This window comes from Halioglobus sp. Uisw_031, from assembly GCF_047729875.1.
Classification (GTDB): Bacteria; Pseudomonadota; Gammaproteobacteria; order Pseudomonadales; family Halieaceae; genus Marimicrobium.
Window position 1 is genome coordinate 723,866 of sequence record NZ_CP159826.1, and the last position, 23,057, is coordinate 746,922.

Consider the following 23,057-nt stretch of genomic DNA (forward strand, 5'->3'; position numbering starts at 1 on the left):
GTATTTGAGATGAGTACAAAAAATGATTCAAGGTTACGTCGCGCACGCCGCTCTCGTACCCAAATTCGTAGTCTGGGAATGAACCGGTTGAGTGTCCATCGTACTCCTCGACATATTTATGCTCAGATTATTGCTCCCGCTGGAGACAAAGTGATTGCGAGTGCTTCTACATTGGACTCTGATCTTCGAAGTGGTGCTACTGGGAACATTGCGGCGGCAGAGAAAGTGGGCAAGTTGGTCGCTGAACGCGCTAAAAAAGCAGGTGTTGTAGCGGTAGCGTTTGATCGCAGTGGGTTTAGGTATCACGGCCGGGTTAAGGCCTTGGCCGATGCTGCTCGTGAAACCGGATTGGAATTCTAGGGTAAAGATATGGCTTTTAACGATCAGAAAAAGCAGCAACAGGACGGCGACCTTCAGGAGAAGCTGGTACAGGTTAACCGTGTATCCAAAGTGGTAAAGGGCGGTCGTATTTTTAGTTTCACTGCCCTTACGGTCGTGGGTGATGGTAAAGGTAAAGTGGGCTTCGGTCGCGGCAAAGCTCGCGAAGTTCCAGCCGCTATTCAAAAGGCGATGGAGGCGGCGCGTCGGAACATGATACAGGTTCAGCTTAACAGCGGGACCATTCAGTATCCAATTAAGGCAGCCCATGGCGCATCTAAGGTTTATATGCAGCCTGCCTCAGAAGGTACTGGGGTGATCGCCGGTGGTGCGATGCGGGCGGTGCTTGAAATTGCGGGTGTGCATAATGTATTAGCCAAATGCTACGGATCGACCAATCCGATCAATGTAGTAAGGGCAACTTTCAATGGTCTCCGTGATATGTCTTCACCAGAAGACATTGCCGCCAAGCGCGGAAAGACCGTCGAAGAAATTCTGAATTAACTATTAGGTTCGCTAGTCATGGCTAAAGCATCTATCAAAGTAACCCAGGTCAGAAGTGGCTTTCATCGCCTGAAAAATCATAGGGCGTGTCTAGCAGGTCTGGGTTTGCGTCGTATTGGCCACACGGTGGAGGTTGAGGATACGCCTTCCGTGAGGGGCATGATAAACCAAGTGCACTACCTAGTAAGGGTAGAGGAGTAAAGTATGTCGGACGTAATGCGGCTGAATAGCCTGAGCCCCGCGCCGGGAGCTAAGAAAAATCCCAAGCGTGTAGGGCGGGGCATTGGAAGTGGCACGGGTAAGACCGCAGGTCGTGGCCACAAGGGTCAAAAGGCTCGTTCGGGTGGAGGGATTCGCCCTGGATTCGAGGGGGGCCAGATGCCATTGCAGAAGCGTCTCCCGAAGTACGGATTCTCTTCTCGTATCAGTCGCACTACTGCGCAGATTCGTCTGGGCGAGTTGAATGCGATAGAGGGTGATGTTGTAGACCTTGAGGCGTTAAAAAACGCAGATCTTGTCAGAGATAACGTTGTGCGTGCCCGTGTTTTTCTTTCCGGTGAGTTGGGTAAAGCGCTTACCATAAAGGGCCTTGTGGTTACCAAGGGTGCACGTGAGGCCATAGAAAAGGCCGGTGGGAAAGTAGAGGAATAAATGGCAACCGCACAAACGCCTTCAGGTAATAAAGCGGGACTTAGCGAGCTCTTCACTCGTCTGCGTTTCGTTTTGATTGCAATTATCGTTTATCGGATTGGAACTCATATTCCCGTACCGGGAATCGATCCTAAGCAACTCGCTGCCTTGTTCAACCAAAACCAAGGCACGATTCTTGGGTTGGCAAATATGTTTTCCGGCGGTGCGCTGGAGCGTATGAGTATTTTGGCCCTTGGGATTATGCCGTATATATCCGCATCTATCATCATGCAGTTGATGTCGGCAGTGACACCCCAGCTAGAGCAGTTGAAGAAGGAAGGAGAGTCTGGCCGCCGAAGAATCAGCCAGTACACGCGCTATCTCACTGTGGTATTAGCCATTATTCAGGCCGTCGGTATGACAGCGGGTATGGCCAATCAAGGCATGGCGTATGATCCCTCGATACTTTTTTATGTGATTGCGGTCACTTCTCTGGTCACCGGCGCGGTATTTATGATGTGGCTTGGGGAACAGATTACCGAGAAGGGTGTAGGCAACGGCATATCTTTGTTGATTTTCGCTGGGATTGTAGCTGGTTTGCCTGCAGCTATCGGCCAATCGTTGGAGCAAGCTAGACAGGGAGAACTGAATGTCCTGATCCTGCTGTTTATTCTGACTCTGGCGATAGCAGTCATTTACATGATCGTATTCATTGAACGTGGTCAGCGACGCATTACCGTGAACTACGCTAAGAGACAGCAGGGTCGCAAGATGTATCAGGCCCAAAGTTCGCATTTGCCACTGAAGGTCAATATGGCTGGAGTGATACCGGCTATTTTTGCGAGCAGTATATTGCTGTTCCCTGCCTCTATCGCCCAATGGTTTAGTACTGGGAATTCTGCAGACTGGTTACAGGACATGGCAGTGGCAATCGGTCCTGGCCAGCCTTTAAATATATTGCTGTTCACGGTGTTTGTTGTCTTTTTCTGCTTCTTCTATACCGCTTTGATGTTCAATCCGGTTGAGGTCGCTGACAACCTTAAGCGTTCAGGCGCTTTTGTTCCGGGGATCAGGCCGGGTGAGAAAACGGCCAATTATATCGATGGTGTGCTGACTCGGTTGACCGTCTTCGGGTCGGCCTATATTGCACTGGTGTGCTTGATGCCGCAGTTTTTGGTCGTTATGTGGAACGTGCCGTTTTATCTGGGTGGAACCTCACTGCTGATTGTGGTGGTGGTGGTGATGGATTTCATGGCGCAAGTTCAGAGCCATCTGATGTCGCACCAATATGATTCGGTGATGAAAAAGGCGAATTTGAAAAGTTATGGTGGCGCCGGGCGAGCCCGTTAAGTAGTCAGGCCCAGGTTATCCAAGTAGGGAGTAGGTGTAATGAAGGTACGTGCATCAGTAAAGAAGATTTGCAGAAACTGTAAGGTGGTCCGCCGAAAGGGCGTGGTCCGTGTGATTTGTGAGACGGATCCTCGACATAAGCAGCGTCAGGGCTGAGGTTGATCATCAATAGTTGATTTTTATGAACGATATCGCTAGACTGCTGCGCCGTTTGTATAGGCCTAGAAGCTTGTCTGGTTTCAGGTTAACGACACGACGAGGCTGCAGCATGCAGCGACGACAAATGATTGGAGAAAGTTGAATGGCTCGTATTGCCGGCGTCAACATACCAGATAACAAGCATACCGTTATCTCATTAACATATATTTTCGGTGTCGGTCGCAGTCAGGCACGTCGCCTCTGTGCGGATACTGGTGTGGCGGAAAGCGCCAAAATCAGTGCGTTGACAGAGCAGGATATGGATGCGCTTCGTGCCAAAGTAGGCGACTTGATGGTGGAGGGTGATCTGCGTCGAGAAGTGTCTATGAACATCAAGCGCTTGATGGATCTGGGTTGTAATCGTGGTCTACGGCACCGTAGGGGTTTACCTTTGCGTGGGCAACGGACCAAGACTAACGCCCGTACTCGTAAAGGACCACGTAAGCCGATTCGTAAGTAAACATTATATTTACGAATTCTTTTTAGTGTAGCTGCACCCTAGTGCAGTGTTGATATTAAGGCAGGAATTTAAGTATGGCGAAGCCAAGTGCGAAAAGCACTCGTAAGAAAATAACCAAGACGGTTATCGACGGTATTGCGCATATTCACGCATCCTTCAATAACACGATCATTACTATCACAGACCGTCAGGGTAATACTCTGAGTTGGGCGACATCCGGAGGCTCCGGTTTTCGTGGTTCGCGTAAAAGCACACCCTTTGCTGCGCAGGTTGCAGCAGAACGGGCCGGTGAAGCGGCAAAGGACTACGGACTTCAAAACCTTGATGTGCAGGTGAAAGGTCCGGGGCCTGGTAGAGAGTCCGCGGTTCGTGCACTCAACACCTGTGGTTATAATATCAGCAACATCACTGACGTCACGCCTATTCCACACAACGGCTGTCGTCCGCCCAAGAAACGTCGCGTATAACGCTTACAGGATAGAATTGACATGGCTCGATATATTGGACCCAAGTGCAAACTCTCCCGTCGTGAAGGGACGGATCTGTTCCTTAAGAGCGGAGTTCGCTCGTTGGAAAGTAAGTGTAAGCTAGACGCCATTCCTGGTCAGCACGGAGCCCGTCGTGGTCGTCTGTCTGACTATGGTGTGCAGTTGCGAGAGAAGCAGAAGGTACGTCGCATCTATGGCGTGCTGGAGAAGCAGTTCCGCAACTATTATAAGGAAGCTGCGCGTCTCAAAGGGGCCACAGGTGAAAACCTGTTACAACTCCTCGAGAGCCGACTGGATAATGTGGTTTACCGCATGGGTTTTGGATCTACCCGGGCGGAATCACGGCAGCTAGTGTCTCATAAGGCCATTTTGGTGAATGGCGTTATTGTTAATGTCGCCTCTTATAAGGTGCAGGCAGGAGATGTTGTTTCCTTGCGCGAGAAGGCCAAAAAGCAGCTGCGCGTGCAGTCCGCTTTGGCACTGGCTTCTCATCGCGGAGATTCCGAGTGGCTAGACGTTAACAGCGAGAAGCTGGAAGGGGTATTCAAGACAGTACCTGATCGGCAGGACCTCTCGTCCGAGATCAATGAAAACTTGATTGTCGAGCTTTACTCGAAGTAACCCACTGAAGGACTAACCTAAAAGACAGGTGCCCCAATGCAGAGTGCAGTGAACGAATTTTTGACCCCCCGCGTGATCAATGTTGAAGAGAAGAACAGCACGCGCTCCCAGGTAACCCTCGAGCCTCTGGAGCGTGGTTTTGGCCACACTCTTGGTAATGCGCTTCGTCGTATATTACTCTCTTCGATGCCCGGTAGTGCGATTACCGAGGTTGAGATTGAGGGTGTGCTGCATGAATACAGCGCGATCGAGGGTGTGCAGGAGGATGTCATCGAAATCCTTCTTAACCTCAAAGGCGTGGCTCTGGTGATGAACGGTAAAGAGGAAGCCGAACTGACACTGAGTAAAAAAGGTCCGGGTACCGTTACAGCGGGCGATATTGAGGTAGATCACGATATTGAAGTCCGTAACCCTGAGCATGTTATTTGTCACCTTAACGCTGGTGCAGAAATAAATATGCGACTGACTGTTGCGCTCGGTCGCGGATACTCTCCTGCCGATTCCCGTGAAAATCCCGAGGAAGAAACGCGTTCTATTGGGCGCCTGCAATTGGATGCGACCTTTTCTCCTGTGTATCGTGTGTCCTATGTCGTAGAGGCAGCTCGAGTTGAGCAGCGTACTGACCTGGATAAGTTGGTGCTTGATTTGGAGACCAACGGAACGATAGACCCTGAAGAAGCGATTCGTCGCGCAGCCACTATCCTGCAACAACAGCTGGCAGTGTTTGTCGACCTCGAAAGTGAGAGCGAGTCTGAATCTGTCGTGGAGGAAGACGAAGTCGATCCAATTCTGCTGCGGCCTGTAGATGACTTGGAGCTGACAGTCCGCTCCGCCAACTGCCTCAAAGCCGAGAACATATACTATATAGGTGACCTGGTGCAACGCACCGAAGTTGAATTACTCAAGACGCCAAACTTGGGCAAGAAGTCGCTTACTGAAATTAAGGATGTGCTGGCTTCGCGCAGTCTGTCTTTGGGTATGCGCTTGGACAACTGGCCGCCAGCGAGTTTGAAAAACGATGATCGGGTTTTAAGCATCTAAGCAGGCCCGATTAACAGATATCAGTGCTGCGATAGCACAGTAAAATAGGATAGCAAAAATGCGTCATCGTCACAGTGGACGTCAACTGAATCGTAATAGCTCGCACCGTAAAGCCATGTTTCGCAATATGACTGTTTCGTTGGTGGAGCATGAGCTGATTCGGACAACCTTGCCAAAAGCGAAAGAACTGCGCGGTTATGCAGAGCCGCTTATCACCCTAGCGAAAAAGGACAGCGTAGCCAATCGTCGCCTAGCTTTCGATAGGACGCGGGACAGCTCGGCCGTGGGTAAACTGTTCAACGAGTTAGGCCCTCGCTATCAGGAGCGCCCGGGTGGTTATATTCGCATTCTCAAATGCGGTTATCGCACAGGGGATAAAGCGCCTATGGCCTATGTCGAACTGGTTGATCGTCCTCAAGTCGAGACGACGGAAGACGACGAAGATTGATAACGTTTTGAGGTCTGATTAAAATTGAAAGCCGGGCATCGCTCCCGGCTTTTTTGTATCAAGAGCAAGCATGTTTTTATTTAGGCCGCTTTTTTTCTTTGTGTGCGTTTTAGTATGGGCCCCAAGAAATGACCCGTAAATGAGGCCTTTATTTTTGCCACATCTTCAGGCGTTCCCGTCGCGATTACGTTGCCGCCACCACTACCCCCTTCAGGTCCTAGATCCACAACCCAGTCCGCCGTCTTAATGACATCGAGGTTGTGCTCAATAATCACCACGGTATTACCGTGATCTCGCAATCGGTGGAGAACAACCAGCAGTTGCCTGATATCTTCAAAGTGTAATCCGGTAGTAGGCTCGTCCAGAATATACAGTGTTTTCCCTGTGTCCCGTTTAGAGAGTTCCCGTGACAACTTGATCCTCTGGGCTTCACCGCCTGAAAGGGTGGTAGCCGCTTGGCCCAGACGAATGTAGGAGAGGCCGACGTCCATTAGGGTCTGAATTTTTCGAGCAATCGTAGGGACAGGTTCGAAGAACGGTAGTGCATCCTCAATGGTCATTTCTAAAACTTCATGGATATTCTTGCCCTTGTACCGCACTTCTAGTGTTTCTCGGTTATAACGTTTTCCCTTACAAACATCGCAGGGTACATATATATCGGGTAGGAAATGCATCTCGACTTTTGTAACGCCGTCGCCTTGGCAGGCTTCGCAGCGACCGCCTTTCACATTGAAACTGAACCTTCCGGGTTTATATCCTCTGGAACGCGCCTCCTGTGTGCCAGAGAACAATTCTCGTACCGGGGTAAAAATGCCGGTGTAGGTTGCAGGATTCGATCGCGGAGTGCGGCCAATAGGGCTTTGGTCGATGTCTATGCACTTATCGATATACTCCATTCCCGTTATCGACTCAAAGGGCGCTGGGGTTAGAGTGGTTGCCCCATTCAACTCAGTGGCGGCGATTGGATAGAGCGTACTGTTTACCAAAGATGATTTTCCTGAGCCTGAAACTCCTGTGACACAGGTGAGCAAGCCCAGTGGAAGTTCTAGGGTGACCGATTGGAGGTTGTTGCCCGTTGCCCCCTTTAACACCAGCATGCGCGCTGGATCTATCTGCGTGCGCCGCTTTGGGATGCTGATCGTTTTTGCACCCGAGAGATAGGCCCCGGTAAGTGAGTGCTCATTGTTCAGGATATCCTCGAGAGTGCCTGAAGCGACAATCTGACCCCCATGTATCCCGGCCCCAGGACCGATATCAATAATATGGTCTGCACTGCGAATAGCGTCTTCATCGTGCTCCACTACCAGCACGGTATTACCCATGTCTCTCAAATGGGTGAGTGTGGCCAGAAGCCGCTCGTTGTCCCGTTGGTGGAGGCCAATAGATGGCTCATCCAGAATGTACATAACGCCCACAAGGCCAGCGCCAATCTGAGAGGCCAGACGTATACGTTGGGCTTCACCGCCCGACAGTGTTTCGGCACTGCGGTTTAACGACAGATAGCTCAACCCTACATCTACCAAAAAACGGTAGCGCGCTCGCAATTCTTTAAGAATCTTGTCAGCGATTTGACCGCGGCGGCCTTTAAGTTGCAATTGATTAAAGTAAACTTCAGCCTCGCCGACTGGCATTGCTGTGATACTCGGGAGGTTATGTTCATCGACAAACACGTGTCGAGCGTCGCGGCGCAATCGAGTCCCGTGGCAGTCAGGGCAGGGTTGGGTAGCCAAAAATTTGGACAATTCCTCTCGCACTGATTGCGACTCTGTATCTCGATAACGGCGTTCCATGTTGGGAAGAATGCCCTCGAACGCGTGCTTGCGTTTAAAAATATCTCCTCGGTCATTGATATAGGAAAAGGCAATTTCCTGAGTGCCGCTCCCACGAAGGATGATTTTCCGGTGTTTTTTACTCAGCTGATTGAACGGACTATCAATACTGAAGTCATAGTGTTCAGCGAGCGAATTCAACATGTGGAAGTAGTAGACATTGCGTCGGTCCCAGCCGCGTATTGCACCTTCAGCCAGGCTCGACTCGGGGAATAGTACCAAGCGCTCTTCATCGAAGAATTGTTTGACACCGAGCCCATCACAGCCACTACAAGCCCCCGCTGGGTTGTTGAACGAAAATAGGCGAGGCTCCAACTCGTCAATACTATGGCCACATTCAGGGCAGGCGAAGCGTGCGGAAAAACTGATGTCTTTGTTTTTGTCTTCCATATAGCTGATAGACGCTAACCCATCCGTTAGGTTCAGCGCGGTCTCAAAGGATTCTGCCAGACGAATACCAAGATCCCCTCGAACCTTAAAGCGGTCTACGACCACCTCGATACGATGCTTTTTCTTTTTATCCAACGCCGGCACATCATCTAGGTCGGCGACGACTCCATTAATGCGTGCGCGGACAAAGCCTCCGGCCCGCAGTTCTTCTAGTGTATGTAGGTGCTCGCCTTTACGGTCGCGCACTACTGGAGCCAGCAGCATGAGTTTTGTTTCTTCGGGCAATGCCAGGACCAAATCCACCATTTGGCTCACGGTCTGGGCCTGCAGGTTGATATCGTGATCAGGGCAGCGTGGCTCTCCCACCCGGGCGTACAACAAGCGCAGGTAATCGTAAATTTCCGTGATGGTGCCAACTGTGGAGCGGGGGTTGTGGGAGGTTGACTTCTGCTCGATGGAAATGGCTGGTGATAGACCCTCTATGTGGTCCACATCAGGCTTTTCCATGATTGAAAGAAACTGGCGGGCATAGGTCGACAGCGACTCTACATAGCGGCGCTGGCCCTCAGCATAGAGGGTGTCAAAGGCGAGTGAGGATTTGCCGGAGCCCGACAAGCCAGTGATGACCACTAATTTGTCCCGCGGAATATCGAGGTCGATGTTTTTGAGGTTGTGTGTTCGTGCCCCGCGTACTTGTATAGTGTCCATAAGAACTCTGGTGCCGCCTTGAAATCTAAACCCGATATTATATGCCTAGACCTAGGTGTGAGGCAAAAACCTCGCTTATATTTTTCCGCATGGACGTGTTTGGATGTTCTGTAGGACTTGGAAATGATAGCATTAGCTGCTGCTTTTCTGGCCGCTTCTTGGTGAAATACGCATAGTGATTACTGAAAACCCCATGACAGGACGCGAGCGTCGAGCGGTAGGTTCGCTGGCGCTGCTGTACTGCTTTCGCATGCTTGGCCTGTTTATGGTGCTGCCGCTGCTGGCCCTGTACGCGTCAGATCTAGCGGACGCAACCCCAACCATGATTGGACTGGCGTTAGGTATTTATGGTCTGACTCAGGCGATATTACAGATTCCTTTTGGGTGGCTGTCTGATCGGGTAGGTCGCAAGCCGGTCATTATCTTTGGATTACTGTTGTTCGCTTTGGGGAGTGTGATCGCGGCAATGGCCGATAGTATGAACGGTATTATTTTGGGCCGTACACTGCAGGGCAGCGGTGCTATTGCCAGTACCGTGATGGCACTAGTAGCCGACTTGACACGAGAAGAGCAGCGTACAAAGGCAATGGCATTGGTCGGTATTAGCATCGGTCTGTCTTTTGCCGTGGCCATGGTGCTAGGTCCGGTTGTTGCCGCAGTGGGGGGCCTTGCCGGCGTTTTCTGGTTTACGGCAGTGCTCGCAGCAGTCGGAATTGGAATTGTTATTCTGCTGGTGCCAACTCCGCACAGTGCCAGTGGTGACCATCAGGAAGAGGGTGCAAGGTTGGGATTTATAGGCCGCGGTCTTGTAGACGCAGGACTGGTTCGGCTCAATTTTGGAGTATTTGTTTTACATTTTATTCTTGTGGCCTGCTTTCTTGTGCTGCCAGGGGTGCTCGAACAGACCTTTGGTGTTGGCCGCGAGCAACACTGGATGGTGTATCTACCCGTGTTGCTGCTCTCAGTCGTCGGTATGGTGCCGCTGATGATTCTGGCAGAACGCGGCAAGCGGCCGCGTCAGATGTTCTTGCTGGGTATTGCATTGATTTTTGCGGCGATCGGTGTGCTGGGCTTCACTGCTACCAATCTGCTGTTCTATGGCGGCCTTTGGCTGTTTTTTGTGGGGTTTAATTATCTAGAGGCGACCCTTCCCTCGCTGGTTAGTAAGACGGTGTTTGCCGGGGGCAAGGGGACCGCAATGGGCGTTTACTCTTCCTGTCAGTTTATGGGTGCATTCGCCGGTGGTGCTGGTGGAGGTTGGCTATTAGATCACCTAGGTAGTGGCGTGCTGACTGGCGTGTGCCTTGCGCTGGCCGCTGGCTGGTGGCTGGTGGTTCAGACTGCCCCTGTGCCTAAGGATGTGACGAATATCACTCCCACTCCCTTGACCGAGACCTGATCTGTACAGATTTGGCGGTCATAGTGGGAGGGGTTCAGGTTCAATTATAGAACTTTGGCCGGAGTTGGTGTCGCAATTGAATGATGAGGTTGCTATAGTCAATAGTCAAATTCGCTATCGATTCTGTGTAAAAAATGAGGAAAATTTATGGCCACACGGGGCATTAACAAAGTCATTCTGATAGGTAATCTTGGCAATGATCCGGAGACCCGCTTTTTTCCTGATGGTGGTGCTGTTACGAATGCCAGTGTCGCCACCAGCGAAAGCTGGAAGGACAAGCAGACCGGCCAAATGCAGGAACGTACCGAGTGGCACCGAGTCATTTTTCGTGATCGTGGAAACTTCAGGCTAGGACAGATAGCCGGAGAGTATTTGAAAAAAGGCTCTAAGGTCTATGTTGAGGGTTCTCTGCGTACGCGTAAATGGCAGGACAAAGAGGGCCAGGACCGTTATACGACGGAAATCCAAGCCGATGAAATGCAGATGTTAGATTCGCGCAGCGCAAGCTCGGGTGACGCCCATGATGGTGCGAACGTTATGCAAAATCCACCCTCAAGGGCCCCTTCTGCCCCTGTAGCCGCGGCTCCAATCCCAGAAGGAGACTCGGGAAATTTTGACGACGACATACCGTTCTAGGGGATGCGCTTGATGGCTGGACAGTAGTTGCCGATCGGTTGTGCATCGAAGATGCGTGTACTCGTATTGGGATCCGATACGCCTCTAGGCGTCGCGTTGATCCGTCGACAAGCACTGTCAGGGCGCCACGAATTGGTGTCCATGAGTTGCTCAGCCTGTCGCTGGAAGAGCGAGCGACAGGCGAAAAAAAGTATCGTACGCGCGAAGAGCGATGTGGTTGTTGATCTTCGTATAGACTTTGCTGGAGAGGGTGGTCCGCAGATTCAGGAGCTGGACTTGCAACGCTGCCACTGGGTGGCCAAGGCCTGTCATCGAACCGATGCTACTTACCTCTATGTCTCTAGTTCGACGGTCTTCTCTGGCGAACTGGAGAGACCCTACCTGGAGGAGGACTCGCCAGATAACGAGGAAGTCGCTGGCCGTCTCCTTGCGCGTGCTGAACACATCGTCGCCGATGTCTGCTTGCGCCACCTAATATTGCGGTTTGGTCCTGTCTTCTCCAGTGAGGGCATGAATCTCATTACGCGATTGCTGGGCTCGCTGCGCGGGGGCGATAGTTTGGTGCTGGACAATAACTTGCGTGGTTGTCCGGTCGCCGCCGATGATGGTGCTAGGGTCCTATTGGCGGTGCTTGATCAGCTGGGTACGGGGTTGGAACCATGGGGAACTTATCACTATGGCAGTTCTGATGCGGCTACCTATTATGAATTTGCGGAGGCCTTGCTGGCTTGTGCCTCGCAGTTTTTTGAGTTCAGCCCTTTGGCGGTGCAACTGGAGCGGGAGACTGATGAGTTGAGGTCGCTCAATCGGACACTCGACTGCAGCAAGATACGCAATACATTTGCCGTTAGACAGATTCCTTGGCGCAGTGCGATTGGCGATGTGGTGAAACAGTATTACGAGCAGCAGCAGCAGGAGTGAGCAGTATGGGTCTAATGACCGACGAAAATTTAAAGGGTCTGTCCATAGCAGTTTTAACAGTGTCCGATACGCGCACGCGGGAAAACGATACGTCCGGAGACTTTCTGGTCAAAGCGCTGGAGGAAGCAGGGCACCACACTGGGAACAGAACCATAGTGCGCGACGATATTTACCAGATACGCGCGGTCCTGTCGGCACTGATTGCTGACGTGGGCATCAATGCAGTGCTCATGACTGGCGGCACAGGGTTTTCGGGGAGGGACTCTACCCCCGAGGCAGTGCGACCGCTCTTTGATAAAGCGATTGATGGGTTTGGGGAGGTGTTTCGCGCCTTGTCTTATGAGGAGATTGGCTCTTCGACAGTGCAGTCTCGTGCCCTTGCGGGCTTTGCCAACAGTACCGTCATATTTTGTATGCCAGGTTCCACCGGCGCCTGTAAGACAGCATGGAACGGCCTTATTTGTCAGCAGCTGGATAGTGGCCACCGCCCCTGTAATTTCGTTGGCGTGCTCAGCGTGCTTGAACACGAGTGACTTTGCCCCCCTTGACCCCTTTGATGCCGGTTGCAGAGGCACTGGCAATGGTTCTCTCCGCTGCTCAGCACATCAATGAGACGATTGATGTGCCTCTTCTCGATGCTCATGGTTACGTGCTTTCCCAGGATGTATTGTCAACAATCGACGTCCCGCCGGCTGATAATAGTGCGATGGATGGATATGCCTTACGTGCCAGTGATACGGAGCAAACGCTCGCTGTAAGTCAGCGTATTCCTGCCGGCACTGTTGGCTCACCTTTGGAGGAGGCTTGCGCCGCTCGAATTTTTACCGGAGCAGCGATTCCTGCCGGTGCGGATGCGGTGGTGATGCAGGAAAACTGTACTGAAGTAGCCGGCAAAGTGAGCGTGTCAGGCTCTGTGATAACAGGGCAGAATATTCGTTATCGTGGACAGGATATAAAGTCTGGCGACACTGTTTTGGAAAAGGGACGCATATTACGCCCTCAGGACATGGGGATGTTGGCCTCCATTGGCTGTGCGCGCGCTAAGGTCTATCGTCCATTGCGTGTCGCCGTGCTATCAACCGGCGACGAGTTGTTTGAACCGGGTAGCGGTGAGTTGCCCGAGGGTGGAATTTATAATTCAAACCGTTATACCTTAGCCGGATTGTTGAGCAATCTTCATATGGAATTTGTCGATTGCGGAATGGTTGTGGATGACGCAGATGCTACTGCACAGGCGCTGCGGAATGCCAGCGAGCTTGCCGACTGTGTTATCACCACTGGTGGTGTTTCAGTGGGTGAGGAAGACCATGTTAAGGCCCAAGTGCAGCGTCTGGGGCGACTGGATCTTTGGAAGCTTGCAATAAAACCGGGCAAACCTCTGGCTTTTGGGAGTATTGGCAATACATCGTTCATTGGCTTGCCAGGGAATCCCACCTCTGTTTTTGTTACTTTTTGCTTGATAGCACGCCCGTTCCTTTTAAAAATGCAGGGTGTTGCTGAGCCTGAGTCACCTCGCTTGCAGGCGGTGGCCGCCTTCTCGGTTAGTAAGCCAGGTGGTCGACAAGACTACCTCCGCGTTATTGTGGAAAACACATCGCAGGGCTTGCTAGCGAAGAAATTTTCAAACCAGAGCTCCGGCGTGCTCAGTTCGGTAAGTCATAGCAATGCATTGGCAGTGATTCCGCCTGGCGTTGTCGTATCTGAAGGCGATACCTTAGAAATAATACTGCTTGATTCGATAGCGGGGTAATTGAGACGCTGTTAGCGTTGCGCGCCCCTCTTAGAATATCAGTCTGCCTGCGCTGTCATGGCTAATCGGAAAACTTCTGAAACACGAGAGAAGCGTTAGTTCCACCGAATCCAAAACTGTTGGACATCACCCGTTGCAAATCGACATCGTCATGACGCGCAAGCGCGATAGGTAAACCGTCAGCTTGCGGGTCCAGTGCCTCGATGTTGGCCGAGGCGGCGATAAAGCCCTGCTGCTGCATTAACAGTGAATAAATCGCCTCTTGCACGCCAGCAGCACCAAGAGAGTGGCCGGACAGCGATTTGGTGGAGCCAATCACTGGTGTCTTGTCCCCACCCCGGAATACCTCTCGAACGGCCTTCAGTTCTTGAATGTCGCCTGCGGGTGTACTGGTGCCATGGGCATTAATGTAATCAACCGATCCTTCGACAGTGCTCAGCGCTTGGTGCATGCAGCGCACAGCGCCTTCGCCGGAGGGTGAGACCATGTCGTAACCGTCAGATGTGGCACCGTAGCCCACTAATTCCGCATAGATTTTAGCGTCCCTAGCTTTGGCATGCTCCAGTTCTTCTACCACCAGCATACCGCCACCTCCCGCTATGACGAAGCCGTCTCGGTTGGCGTCATAGGCTCGGGAGGCACGTTCCGGGGTGTCATTGTATTTGGTAGATAGCGCGCCCATGGCGTCAAATAAACAACTGAGTGTCCAGTGTAATTCCTCGCCACCGCCGGCAAATACTATGTCTTGTTTGCCCAGCTGAATCTGCTCCATGGCGTTTCCAATACAGTGAGCACTAGTGGAACACGCTGAAGAGATTGAATAATTAACGCCTTTGATTTTGAAGGGTGTGGCAAGACAAGCGGACACCGTGCTGCCCATAGTTTGGGTGACACGATAAGGGCCAACGCGGCGCAGGCCGCGCTCGCGCATGATGTCTGAGGCTTCGGTCTGACTCAAAGAAGAGGCTCCTCCTGAGCCGGCTATTATCCCTGTGCGTTCGTGAGAAACCTCGGATTCTTGTAGCCCGGCGTCATCGATTGCCCGCTGCATCGCGATATAGGCATAAGCTGCTGCATTGCCCATAAAGCGCAATTTTTTTCGGTCGATGTGTGCTTCGATGTCAATTATTGGAGAACCTGAGACATGCGAACGCATGCCTATGTCGATCTGTTCCTGATTGGCCGTGATGCCAGAGCGGCCTTCATACAGAGACTTCGAAACTGTGTCGGCATCGTTGCCCAGACAGGAGACTATGCCCAGACCTGTGATAACTATTCGTTTACGCATAGGACTAAAAAGACTCCGTTGATTTAAATAGGCCGACTCGCAAATCTTTTGCAACATAAATTTCAGTGCCGTCAACCGAGAGGGCCCCGTCGGCAATACCCATGATTAACTTGCGCTCAATCACACGTTTGATATCAATCTTATAGACTATTTTGCTCGCGCTGGGGAGTATTTGGCCACTGAACTTGACCTCTCCGCAGCCTAATGCGCGTCCTCGTCCGGGGTTATCCCGCCATCCGAGAAAAAACCCGAGGAGCTGCCACATAGCGTCCAAGCCAAGACATCCGGGCATGACCGGATCCCCTGGAAAGTGACATTGGAAAAACCACAAGTCAGGGTTGATATCCAGCTCGGCGATGATTTCCCCTTTACCATAATTGCCCCCTTCCGAACTGATATGAGCAATACGGTCAATCATCAACATTTTGTCTATCGGTAGTTGAGCATTTCCCACGCCAAAGAGCTCACCCTTGCCGCAAGCGATCAGTTCGTCTTTGGAGTATGTGTCTTTACCAATCATAGATTTTCCAGTATTGCTTTGAGCGAGGTATATTGTTTTCCAACCACAAAATAAATAGGCCTGTTTGCCGCGGATAATACGAGTGCGCAATTTGTGCGCCTATTTTAATAGTTGGGAGTCACAAGTCCAGTGGTTTACTGGTCAAAAATATAGCGTTCAGTTAACATCAAGCAGCGGCTGTGTTTTGCGACCCGATGTTGCATAGTATGGTCATGTAGACTGGTTCTTCACATTACAGGGGATTTGGATGTTAACACCCGTACTTCTTTCTGGTGGCGTAGGCAGTAGGTTGTGGCCAGTCTCCAGAGAGAGCCACCCTAAACAGTTTTTAGCGCTGGCTGGGGAGCTCACGATGTTACAGGAAACCCTGCGGCGCACTAGCGGCTTGGAAGCTGCTGCGCCGATCGTAGTGTGCAATGAGGAACACCGCTTTATGGTAGCGGAGCAACTACGACAGTTGGACTTGCAGCCCAGTGCCCTGATTCTTGAGCCACAGGGACGCAATACCGCGCCGGCGTTAGCGTTGGCGGCCTTACAGGCTGTTACCATAGATCCGGAATCCATTTTACTGGTATTGCCAGCAGATCATTTGATTACGGATGTCGAGGCCTTTATTGCAGCGGTCGAAAAATCTCTGCCGTTTGCCGGTGAGGGCAGGTTGATGACCTTTGGCGTGGTTCCCACGGCGCCCGAGACAGGTTATGGCTATATCAAATGTGGGCCTGGCCTGGCAGATGACCTGTACGAGTTGGAGCGTTTTGTTGAAAAGCCCGACGCTGCTGTAGCTCACGATTATATGGAAAGTGGTGGCTACCTGTGGAACAGCGGAATGTTTCTGTTGCGTGCACAAACCTATCTTGATGAGTTGGGTAAGCGCGCACCTGACATTTTGGCGTGCTGCGAACAGGCGATGCACGCCGCGACGGCCGATATGTATTTTGTGCGGCCTGACGCCCAGCTATTTGAGCGGTGTCCATCTGACAGTATTGATTATGCTGTCATGGAAAAGACAGACGCCGGAGCCGTAGTTTCCCTCAATTGTGGTTGGAGCGACGTAGGCGCGTGGTCCGCTTTGTGGGAGGTGGCCGAGCGCGACGCGGACGGTAACGTATTTCGGGGAGATGTCATTATGGACAACTGCCGTGGAAGTTATTTTCGCAGCGAATCGCGTCTGGTGGCTGCGACAGGAGTGGAAAACCTCGTGGTCGTCGAAACTGCGGATGCGATACTTATCGCCGACCGTGATAAAGTGCAGGACGTTAAGCGCATCGTTACAGCATTAAAGCAAGGGCGACGTCCGGAAGCCACTCTGCACCGACGCGTTTATCGCCCCTGGGGCTGCTATGAATCGCTCATAACGTCAGAGCGTTTTCAGGTGAAGCGTATTGTCGTCAACCCTGGGCAACGACTGTCTTTGCAGATGCATCATCATCGCGCTGAGCACTGGATCGTCGTCAAGGGCACTGCTGAGGTCACCTGTGAGGATAAAGTGTTTATGTTGGCAGAGGATGAGTCCACCTATATACCACTAGGCCATAAACATCGCCTCGCCAATCCTGGACATATACCGTTGGAAATAATTGAAGTTCAGTCTGGAGCGTATTTGGGCGAAGATGATATTGTGCGCTTTGAAGACGTATACGGCCGCAGTCAATGATGCGGGCTCAAAATAGAGGATTATTGCTTTGATTAAAAAATGTCTATTTCCCGTGGCAGGTTATGGTACCCGATTTCTTCCCGCCACTAAAAGTATGCCCAAAGAAATGCTGCCGGTGGTTAACAAGCCACTGGTGCAATATGGGGTCGAGGAGGCCATTGAAGCAGGCATGACGACATGCGCAATGGTCACCGGTCGCGGAAAGCGCGCGATTACCGATCATTTTGATATTAGTTATGAGCTCGAGCATCAGATTTCTGGTAGCGGCAAAGAAGCGTACCTCGAAGGTATCCGCGGCGTTCTGGAAAAGGGTATTTTTACTCAGGTGCGCCAACGCGAAATGAAAGGTCTGGGACATGCGATTCTTACTGGAGAACCGCTGATAGGAAATGAACCTTTTGGCGTTCTGCTTTCGGACGATTTATGCATGAATAATGGCTCTGGGGTGTTATCTCAGATGGTGCAACTTTTTAAGCAATTTCGATGTTCCATTGTTGCTATTCAGGAAGTGCCGGAAGATGAAACACATAAGTATGGAGTCATTCGAGGTGAGAGCCTGAGCAACGGTGTTTATCGAGTTGATGAGATGGTGGAAAAGCCAGACCCCAAGGACGCACCGTCGAACTTGGCGATCATCGGGCGATATATACTCACGCCGGATATATTCGATATTCTTCGTGTGACCAAGCCCGGCGCCAACGGTGAGATTCAGATCACCGATGCGCTGCAAACTCAGGCTCAAAACGGATGTGTCATGGCCTACAAATTCAAAGGGCGTCGCTTCGATTGTGGCAGTGTTCCGGGCTTTGTAGAGGCCACGAACTTTATCTATGAGAACTATTACCTGCCAAAATAAGTGAGCGCCGTGTGCAAGAAATTACCTGTTTTAAGGCTTACGATGTCCGTGGGCGAGTTCCAGATCAACTCAACGACGACATTGCTCGTCGTATCGGGCGTGCCTACGCTGACGTCGTCAAGCCCCGGCAGGTGGTTGTGGGGCACGACATACGTTTGACCAGCGAAGCCATTAAGGCCGCTGTGACCGAGGGTCTGCTCGAGCAGGGCGTTGATGTGTACGATATCGGCCTGTGTGGTACTGAAGAAATATACTTCGCTACATCGCATGCCGGTATGGATGGTGGTATCGCCATCACGGCTAGTCATAACCCAAAGGATTACAACGGGATGAAATTCGTGCGTGAGGAGTCGCGTCCGATTTCCGGGGATACTGGCCTGTTCGATATCAAGAAGTTGGCTGAGCAGGATCAGTTTACGCCAGCAGCTGAGCGCGGACAGTGGTATCCACTGAATACGTCCGAAGCTTATGTGCAGCATCTGTTGTCCTATGTCGATACCGCCAGCCTGAAGTCGCTTAAAATCGTGGTAGATGCGGGAAATGGTGGAGCGGGCCGGGTAGTTGACCTGCTGGAGCAGCATTTGCCGTTTGAGTTTATCAAGCTTCATCATAATGCGGATGGAAACTTTCCAAACGGTGTACCTAACCCACTGTTGCCAGAGAATCGCGTCGCTGCAACAGCCGCCGTGCGAGACCATGGGGCAGATCTCGGGTTGGGCTGGGACGGAGATTTCGACCGCTGCTTTTTCTACGACGAAGATGGTAATTTTATAGAAGGTTACTACGTGGTCGGTCTATTAGCTGAAGCATTTTTGAAGCAGCAAGGTCCAGCTCGCATCGTTCATGATCCGCGACTGACGTGGAACACAGTTGATATTGTGCAGTCATTGGGTGGCGAGGCGGTACAGAGCAAAACCGGCCACGCGTTTATCAAGGAGCGGATGCGGCTCGAAAATGCAGTGTATGGTGGTGAAATGAGCGCCCACCATTACTTTCGTGATTTTGCTTATTGTGACAGCGGTATGATTCCCTGGCTATTGGTAGCGGGTTTGATTAGTAGCAGTGGTCAGCCGCTTTCCAGACTAGTCGCTGAGCGCATGGCGGCGTATCCCTGCAGTGGGGAGATCAATCGCACCATTGAAAATCCGATGGCGGTGCTGACGAAGATAGAAGCGGTCTATCGCGACCAAGCAGAATCTGTTGAGCACGTCGACGGTTTGAGCATGTCTATGGGCGAATGGCGCTTCAATGTCCGAATGTCTAATACCGAACCACTAGTGCGCCTGAATGTGGAAAGTCGTGGCGATCAAGCTCTCATGAAAGAGAAAACGACAGAGCTACTGGCCTTGATTGACGCCTGATCTGAGGGGTTGAAGTGGGTCTGATGTCGGCTCACTTCTGAGCATTTTTCCAGCGCTGTATTAGTCGTTCAGTAGCACCATCCATAATGTTTCTATTGTCTGTGTCTTGCAGTTTTTGCGATATACCCACGCTGATTTCCTTCCCTAATTCAACGCCCCATTGATCGAAGGGATTAATGTTCCACAGTCGGGCGCTGCAAAAGGTACGGTGTTCATACAGCGCCAACAGCGCACCCAGAGTCGCCGGATTAAGCGATTCCATAGTAATGACACTGCTGGGGCGATTGCCCGGCATCACTAGGTGCGGGGCAAGGTCTTCTGCTTTTTTGTTATCCAGTCCGCGCTGTAGCAAAGCGTCTTTGGCGGCCTTGAGTGAGCGGCCTACCATCAGTGTGCGGCTCTGCGCCAAACAGTTGGCCACTAGGTTTAAATGTTGCTGTGCCATGCCGGTATGAGTCGTCAGCGGGAGTACAAAATCCACAGGACACAGCAGTTGGCCTTGGTGTAATAGCTGATGAAAAGAATGCTGGCCCAAGGTGCCAGTTGAGCCCCATAGAACCGGGCCAGTCGTGTAATCAAGAGGCTGGCCGTCGACACTGACACGCTTGCCGTTGCTTTCCATGGTCAGTTGCTGCAAGAAGTCAGGCAAACGTTCCAGGCTATGGTCATAGGGCAGCACTACATGATTTTTGGCGCCGAGAAAATTACAGTACCATAGCTCCAGTAGGCTCATAAGCAGGGGCATATTGGCACTCGGCGCGCAGGTGTAAAAATGTTGGTCCATCGATTCGGCCCCAGCCAAAAATTCGGCGAACCTCTCCCAGCCAACAGCAATGGCGCAGCTGAGGCCAATCGCAGACCACACTGAGTAACGACCGCCTACCCAGTCCCATAAGGGTAGGCAGTGGCCCGCGGGTATGCCGAAGTCTTCTGCTGCTTGCAGATTGGTAGTGATGGCCAGGAAATGTTTTTCCAGTTCCGTCGCTTTGGCGCCGGCAGTTAACATCCACGCTCGTGCTTCGAGGCTATTGGCAAGAGTTTCCTCGGTGCGAAAGGATTTTGAGCAGATAATGAACAGTGTGGAAGCCGCATCTAGGTGCAGTAACGTCTCTTGCAGATCTGCCGGATCCGCATTGGCCACATAGTGACATCGGATATTGCCTCGGAAGGGCTTTAATGCCGACGTGACCAGTCTCGGACCGAGGTCGGAGCCGCCAATCCCAATATTGACGACATCCGTAATGACCGCGCCCGAATAGCCAGTATGCTCGCCCCGGTTAAGCCTTTGCGCAATGGCCTGCATGCGGCCTCGGGTTGCCACCACGTCTTTGAATTTGTCGGTGTGTCCCTCGCTACTGGAGGCCCGCAGTAGCGTATGCAGTGCGGGTCTATTCTCTGTGTTGTTGACAGGTTTCCCGCTAAACAGGTCGACGATACTCTGGTGTAGCCCAGCCTGTGTTGCCAGATTGAGCAGAGATGCTAGAGCATCGTGGTTTAGTAGGTGTTTAGAGTAATCAAGTTGCAGGCCCGCAGCTTCGAGGGTGAATTTCTCAGCGCGACTATCATCCTCCTTGAAAAGTCGTTCTAGCGACGCCTGCTTCAATGCTGCAGCGTGGGCCTTTACCTCTGCATAGGCTGGAAGGTCTGGTAGGAGCATGTGCGCTGTCATTGATGGTGCCTACCCTGTTTTAGTGATCTCGGTTGATCGATAGCTCCGTGAGACGTTCAAGGGCATCACGCGCTTTGCTGCAAGGTAGTATAGCCAATTTCTCCAGCGCGAGGTTATAGTGGTGTCTAGCTCGTGCTTGAGTGTAGTCGATGGAGCCGCACCGTCTGACGATAGCAATAATTTGATCGATCTGGTCGGTATTTTTTTCAGTGATTGCATGGCGGATAATCGCTTGCTCAGCAGCACTGGCCTCGAGTAGCGCGTGTATGAGGGGCAGGGTGACTTTACCCTCTGTGAGGTCATCCCCCACATTTTTACCCATCGTGTCGGCATTGCCGTCGTAATCCAGAACATCGTCAATCATTTGGAAGGCGATGCCGAGGTTGAGGCCAAATTCTCGTAGGGTGTCCCGGTTTTTTTCCTTCTCGCCAGACAGAGTAGCAGCACCGTAGCAGGCCGCCGCGAACAGAATAGCGGTTTTTCGCGTAATCACGTCCAAGTATTGCACTTCATTCGTGTTTACATCACCTGCGCGGGTTAATTGCAGCACCTCACCTTCAGCGATAATATTGGTGGTCTCTGCCATATGGGTCAGTATAGGCATGCTTCCTAGCTGGACCATCAATTGAAAAGCGCGTGTATAGAGGAAGTCGCCGACTAATACTGAAGGGGCGTTGCCAAATTTAGCATTGGCGGTGGGGCGCCCACGGCGCAGAGTGGAAATGTCGACCACGTCGTCATGTAGCAGGGTAGCGGTATGAATAAATTCGACAATCGCAGCAAAGGTGACATGCTCGTCACTACACTCCCCTAAGGCGGAGGCGCTGAGGAGCACCAGCAGGGGCCGGAGTCGTTTGCCGCCGGCATCGATAATGTAATGCCCGACGTTTTCCACCATATCAACGTTAGAGTGGAGTTGTTCGATGATGAGTTGATTAACTCGCTCGAAGTCCTGTGCGACGGTGGCGTGTATTTGATGCATAGGGTGTGATTGCGAATGAAAAGTGCAAGCGCATGCTAGGGTGCGCCCACTGACCTGTCAAGCTGGGGATGTTCGGACGACTCCGCCGAGACCAATCGCAACCCCTTGTTTTTATGTTAAATTAACCCTTGCTCCGCCCCTCCAATTTAAGTAAAATCGCCGCCCTCTGGATGCTACTGTGCTTGATTGCAGTCGTTAAGAGTCAATTCAACTGTTTGTGCCTGGCTCTGCCCCCTTGATTTACAAGGGATTATTTTAAATGCGAGAAGGCTAATTAAACGGAGCGCACTATGTACGCAGTAATAGAAAGCGGTGGCAAGCAACACCGTGTTATTGAGGGCGAGACCCTTAAACTGGAAAAAATTGAAGTACCCACTGGTGAAACTATTGAATTCGATAGGGTTCTGATGGTCGGTGGCGCTGAGATTAAGATTGGCACGCCGCTGGTCGCTGGCGGAAAAGTATCCGCTGAAGTGATTGCCCACGGACGTCATAAGAAGATCAAAATCATTAAATTTAATCGCCGTAAGCACTTTCGCAAAGAAACTGGCCATCGCCAGTGGTTTACTGAAGTGAAGATCACGGGTATTACGGCTTAAGGGAGGGCTTGGACAGTGGCACATAAAAAAGCTGGTGGTAGTACCCGTAACGGGCGCGATTCGGTAAGCAAACGTCTGGGCGTCAAATGCTTTGGCGGTGAGGCAGTGAAGGCAGGTAACATCATCGTGCGTCAGCGTGGCACGCGCTTTCACCCAGGGGAAAATGTGGGTATCGGCAAAGATCATACGCTGTTCGCGAAGGCAGATGGCAAGATAGAATTTATTGTTCGTGGCCCGAAAAGCCGCAAGTTTGTGCAGGTCGTGAGCGCCTGAATCGATGGCAGACAAGCCAAGCGATCAAAGGCCTCGTCAATTGACGGGGCTTTTTTTTATGCCCACGATGGTCCCAGCTATCAGAGATTTTGGTGACTAAG

At 51.7% G+C, this 23,057-nt stretch carries 26 protein-coding genes; 21 read left to right on the forward strand and 5 right to left on the reverse strand.

The features are described from left to right. The first annotated feature begins 9 nt into the window (after positions 1-9). The 11 genes from rplR to rplQ all read left to right on the forward strand — a co-directional run bounded on the left by rplR (position 10) and on the right by rplQ (position 6,118). Positions 10-360 (forward strand): 50S ribosomal protein L18, encoded by a 351-nt coding sequence (rplR, locus tag ABXT62_RS03330; RefSeq protein ID WP_415357126.1) that lies wholly within the window; start codon positions 10-12, stop codon positions 358-360. A 9-nt stretch (positions 361-369) separates the two neighbouring features. After that, positions 370-882 (forward strand): 30S ribosomal protein S5, encoded by a 513-nt coding sequence (gene rpsE / locus ABXT62_RS03335; RefSeq protein ID WP_415357127.1) that lies wholly within the window; start codon positions 370-372, stop codon positions 880-882. Positions 883-900: 18 nt separating this feature from the next. Next, a complete protein-coding gene (rpmD, locus tag ABXT62_RS03340; protein WP_415357128.1) occupies positions 901-1,083 on the forward strand; it encodes a 50S ribosomal protein L30 in 183 nt (60 codons plus the stop codon). A gap of 15 nt (positions 1,084-1,098) precedes the next feature. Then, positions 1,099-1,533 carry a 50S ribosomal protein L15 gene (gene rplO, locus ABXT62_RS03345; RefSeq protein ID WP_415358256.1) on the forward strand — a complete coding sequence of 145 codons (435 nt, stop codon included), beginning with the start codon at positions 1,099-1,101 and terminating at the stop codon, positions 1,531-1,533. Next, a complete protein-coding gene (gene secY, locus ABXT62_RS03350) occupies positions 1,534-2,862 on the forward strand; it encodes a preprotein translocase subunit SecY (protein ID WP_415357129.1) in 1,329 nt (442 codons plus the stop codon). 39 nt (positions 2,863-2,901) lie between these two features. After that, a complete protein-coding gene (rpmJ, locus tag ABXT62_RS03355; RefSeq protein WP_415357130.1) occupies positions 2,902-3,018 on the forward strand; it encodes a 50S ribosomal protein L36 in 117 nt (38 codons plus the stop codon). Between the two features lie 145 nt (positions 3,019-3,163). Further along, complete coding sequence (gene rpsM, locus ABXT62_RS03360; protein WP_415357131.1) at positions 3,164-3,520, forward strand: 30S ribosomal protein S13; 357 nt, start codon at positions 3,164-3,166, stop codon at positions 3,518-3,520. Positions 3,521-3,594: 74 nt separating this feature from the next. After that, positions 3,595-3,987 carry a 30S ribosomal protein S11 gene (gene rpsK / locus ABXT62_RS03365; RefSeq protein ID WP_415357132.1) on the forward strand — a complete coding sequence of 131 codons (393 nt, stop codon included), beginning with the start codon at positions 3,595-3,597 and terminating at the stop codon, positions 3,985-3,987. A 21-nt stretch (positions 3,988-4,008) separates the two neighbouring features. Further along, on the forward strand, positions 4,009-4,629 hold the full coding sequence (gene rpsD, locus ABXT62_RS03370; protein WP_415357133.1) for a 30S ribosomal protein S4: 621 nt from the start codon (positions 4,009-4,011) through the stop codon (positions 4,627-4,629). Between the two features lie 36 nt (positions 4,630-4,665). Then, on the forward strand, positions 4,666-5,670 hold the full coding sequence (locus ABXT62_RS03375; RefSeq protein WP_415357134.1) for a DNA-directed RNA polymerase subunit alpha: 1,005 nt from the start codon (positions 4,666-4,668) through the stop codon (positions 5,668-5,670). Positions 5,671-5,728: 58 nt separating this feature from the next. After that, complete coding sequence (gene rplQ / locus ABXT62_RS03380) at positions 5,729-6,118, forward strand: 50S ribosomal protein L17 (RefSeq protein WP_415357135.1); 390 nt, start codon at positions 5,729-5,731, stop codon at positions 6,116-6,118. A gap of 80 nt (positions 6,119-6,198) precedes the next feature. On the opposite strand, the gene uvrA is transcribed toward rplQ, so the two are convergent. Then, positions 6,199-9,045 carry an excinuclease ABC subunit UvrA gene (gene uvrA, locus ABXT62_RS03385; protein WP_415357136.1) on the reverse strand — a complete coding sequence of 949 codons (2,847 nt, stop codon included), beginning with the start codon at positions 9,043-9,045 and terminating at the stop codon, positions 6,199-6,201. A gap of 175 nt (positions 9,046-9,220) precedes the next feature. Here uvrA and ABXT62_RS03390 point away from each other — a divergent pair, with 175 nt between their 5' ends. The 5 genes from ABXT62_RS03390 (at position 9,221) to glp (ending at position 13,751) form a co-directional block, all read left to right on the forward strand. Further along, the gene (locus ABXT62_RS03390; RefSeq protein ID WP_415357137.1) at positions 9,221-10,444 is read left to right on the forward strand and encodes an MFS transporter; all 1,224 of its coding nucleotides are present in this window, start codon (positions 9,221-9,223) and stop codon (positions 10,442-10,444) included. Positions 10,445-10,591: 147 nt separating this feature from the next. Continuing rightward, positions 10,592-11,080, forward strand: a complete 489-nt coding sequence (gene ssb, locus ABXT62_RS03395; RefSeq protein ID WP_415357138.1) for a single-stranded DNA-binding protein — start codon at positions 10,592-10,594, stop codon at positions 11,078-11,080. Positions 11,081-11,131: 51 nt separating this feature from the next. After that, entirely contained in the window at positions 11,132-12,001 is an 870-nt protein-coding gene (locus tag ABXT62_RS03400; protein ID WP_415357139.1) for an SDR family oxidoreductase, read from the forward strand. Between the two features lie 14 nt (positions 12,002-12,015). Next, positions 12,016-12,534, forward strand: coding sequence for a molybdenum cofactor biosynthesis protein B (gene moaB, locus ABXT62_RS03405; RefSeq protein WP_415358257.1), 519 nt, complete (start codon positions 12,016-12,018; stop codon positions 12,532-12,534). Between the two features lie 2 nt (positions 12,535-12,536). Further along, entirely contained in the window at positions 12,537-13,751 is a 1,215-nt protein-coding gene (glp, locus tag ABXT62_RS03410; protein ID WP_415357140.1) for a gephyrin-like molybdotransferase Glp, read from the forward strand. A 61-nt stretch (positions 13,752-13,812) separates the two neighbouring features. Here the strand turns inward: glp and fabB are convergent, their stop codons facing one another. Beyond that, a complete protein-coding gene (gene fabB / locus ABXT62_RS03415; RefSeq protein WP_415357141.1) occupies positions 13,813-15,039 on the reverse strand; it encodes a beta-ketoacyl-ACP synthase I in 1,227 nt (408 codons plus the stop codon). A 4-nt stretch (positions 15,040-15,043) separates the two neighbouring features. Next, the gene (gene fabA, locus ABXT62_RS03420) at positions 15,044-15,559 is read right to left on the reverse strand and encodes a 3-hydroxyacyl-[acyl-carrier-protein] dehydratase FabA (RefSeq protein ID WP_415357142.1); all 516 of its coding nucleotides are present in this window, start codon (positions 15,557-15,559) and stop codon (positions 15,044-15,046) included. Between the two features lie 247 nt (positions 15,560-15,806). Between fabA and ABXT62_RS03425 the strand changes: the two genes are divergently transcribed. Genes ABXT62_RS03425 through ABXT62_RS03435 form a run of 3 tightly spaced genes read left to right on the forward strand, consistent with a single transcriptional unit; the run spans position 15,807 to position 19,433 of the window. Continuing rightward, positions 15,807-17,216, forward strand: coding sequence for a mannose-1-phosphate guanylyltransferase/mannose-6-phosphate isomerase (locus ABXT62_RS03425; protein WP_415357143.1), 1,410 nt, complete (start codon positions 15,807-15,809; stop codon positions 17,214-17,216). 28 nt (positions 17,217-17,244) lie between these two features. Continuing rightward, a complete protein-coding gene (galU, locus tag ABXT62_RS03430) occupies positions 17,245-18,072 on the forward strand; it encodes a UTP--glucose-1-phosphate uridylyltransferase GalU (protein ID WP_415357144.1) in 828 nt (275 codons plus the stop codon). An 11-nt stretch (positions 18,073-18,083) separates the two neighbouring features. Next, complete coding sequence (locus ABXT62_RS03435; protein WP_415357145.1) at positions 18,084-19,433, forward strand: phosphomannomutase; 1,350 nt, start codon at positions 18,084-18,086, stop codon at positions 19,431-19,433. A 31-nt stretch (positions 19,434-19,464) separates the two neighbouring features. On the opposite strand, the gene pgi is transcribed toward ABXT62_RS03435, so the two are convergent. Both pgi and ABXT62_RS03445 read right to left on the reverse strand, forming a co-directional pair. Further along, positions 19,465-21,102, reverse strand: a complete 1,638-nt coding sequence (pgi, locus tag ABXT62_RS03440; protein ID WP_415357146.1) for a glucose-6-phosphate isomerase — start codon at positions 21,100-21,102, stop codon at positions 19,465-19,467. A 19-nt stretch (positions 21,103-21,121) separates the two neighbouring features. Beyond that, entirely contained in the window at positions 21,122-22,084 is a 963-nt protein-coding gene (locus tag ABXT62_RS03445; RefSeq protein WP_415357147.1) for a polyprenyl synthetase family protein, read from the reverse strand. Between the two features lie 290 nt (positions 22,085-22,374). On the opposite strand from ABXT62_RS03445, the gene rplU reads away from it, so the two are divergent. Next, positions 22,375-22,683 carry a 50S ribosomal protein L21 gene (rplU, locus tag ABXT62_RS03450; RefSeq protein WP_415357148.1) on the forward strand — a complete coding sequence of 103 codons (309 nt, stop codon included), beginning with the start codon at positions 22,375-22,377 and terminating at the stop codon, positions 22,681-22,683. 15 nt (positions 22,684-22,698) lie between these two features. Further along, complete coding sequence (gene rpmA / locus ABXT62_RS03455; protein WP_415357149.1) at positions 22,699-22,956, forward strand: 50S ribosomal protein L27; 258 nt, start codon at positions 22,699-22,701, stop codon at positions 22,954-22,956. The last annotated feature ends 101 nt before the right edge of the window (positions 22,957-23,057 follow it).

Bases quoted from the DNA above. Each gene is read 5' to 3' on its own strand.
- rplR (WP_415357126.1), top strand. From the start codon at position 10: ATGAGTACAAAAAATGATTCAAGGTTACGTCGCGCACGCCGCTCTCGT.
- rpsE (WP_415357127.1), top strand. From the start codon at position 370: ATGGCTTTTAACGATCAGAAAAAGCAGCAACAGGACGGCGACCTTCAG.
- rpmD (WP_415357128.1), top strand. From the start codon at position 901: ATGGCTAAAGCATCTATCAAAGTAACCCAGGTCAGAAGTGGCTTTCAT.
- rplO (WP_415358256.1), top strand. From the start codon at position 1,099: ATGCGGCTGAATAGCCTGAGCCCCGCGCCGGGAGCTAAGAAAAATCCC.
- secY (WP_415357129.1), top strand. From the start codon at position 1,534: ATGGCAACCGCACAAACGCCTTCAGGTAATAAAGCGGGACTTAGCGAG.
- rpmJ (WP_415357130.1), top strand. From the start codon at position 2,902: ATGAAGGTACGTGCATCAGTAAAGAAGATTTGCAGAAACTGTAAGGTG.
- rpsM (WP_415357131.1), top strand. From the start codon at position 3,164: ATGGCTCGTATTGCCGGCGTCAACATACCAGATAACAAGCATACCGTT.
- rpsK (WP_415357132.1), top strand. From the start codon at position 3,595: ATGGCGAAGCCAAGTGCGAAAAGCACTCGTAAGAAAATAACCAAGACG.
- rpsD (WP_415357133.1), top strand. From the start codon at position 4,009: ATGGCTCGATATATTGGACCCAAGTGCAAACTCTCCCGTCGTGAAGGG.
- ABXT62_RS03375 (WP_415357134.1), top strand. From the start codon at position 4,666: ATGCAGAGTGCAGTGAACGAATTTTTGACCCCCCGCGTGATCAATGTT.
- rplQ (WP_415357135.1), top strand. From the start codon at position 5,729: ATGCGTCATCGTCACAGTGGACGTCAACTGAATCGTAATAGCTCGCAC.
- uvrA (WP_415357136.1), bottom strand. From the start codon at position 9,045: ATGGACACTATACAAGTACGCGGGGCACGAACACACAACCTCAAAAAC.
- ssb (WP_415357138.1), top strand. From the start codon at position 10,592: ATGGCCACACGGGGCATTAACAAAGTCATTCTGATAGGTAATCTTGGC.
- ABXT62_RS03400 (WP_415357139.1), top strand. From the start codon at position 11,132: ATGCGTGTACTCGTATTGGGATCCGATACGCCTCTAGGCGTCGCGTTG.
- moaB (WP_415358257.1), top strand. From the start codon at position 12,016: ATGACCGACGAAAATTTAAAGGGTCTGTCCATAGCAGTTTTAACAGTG.
- fabB (WP_415357141.1), bottom strand. From the start codon at position 15,039: ATGCGTAAACGAATAGTTATCACAGGTCTGGGCATAGTCTCCTGTCTG.
- fabA (WP_415357142.1), bottom strand. From the start codon at position 15,559: ATGATTGGTAAAGACACATACTCCAAAGACGAACTGATCGCTTGCGGC.
- ABXT62_RS03425 (WP_415357143.1), top strand. From the start codon at position 15,807: ATGTTAACACCCGTACTTCTTTCTGGTGGCGTAGGCAGTAGGTTGTGG.
- pgi (WP_415357146.1), bottom strand. From the start codon at position 21,102: ATGACAGCGCACATGCTCCTACCAGACCTTCCAGCCTATGCAGAGGTA.
- ABXT62_RS03445 (WP_415357147.1), bottom strand. From the start codon at position 22,084: ATGCATCAAATACACGCCACCGTCGCACAGGACTTCGAGCGAGTTAAT.
- rplU (WP_415357148.1), top strand. From the start codon at position 22,375: ATGTACGCAGTAATAGAAAGCGGTGGCAAGCAACACCGTGTTATTGAG.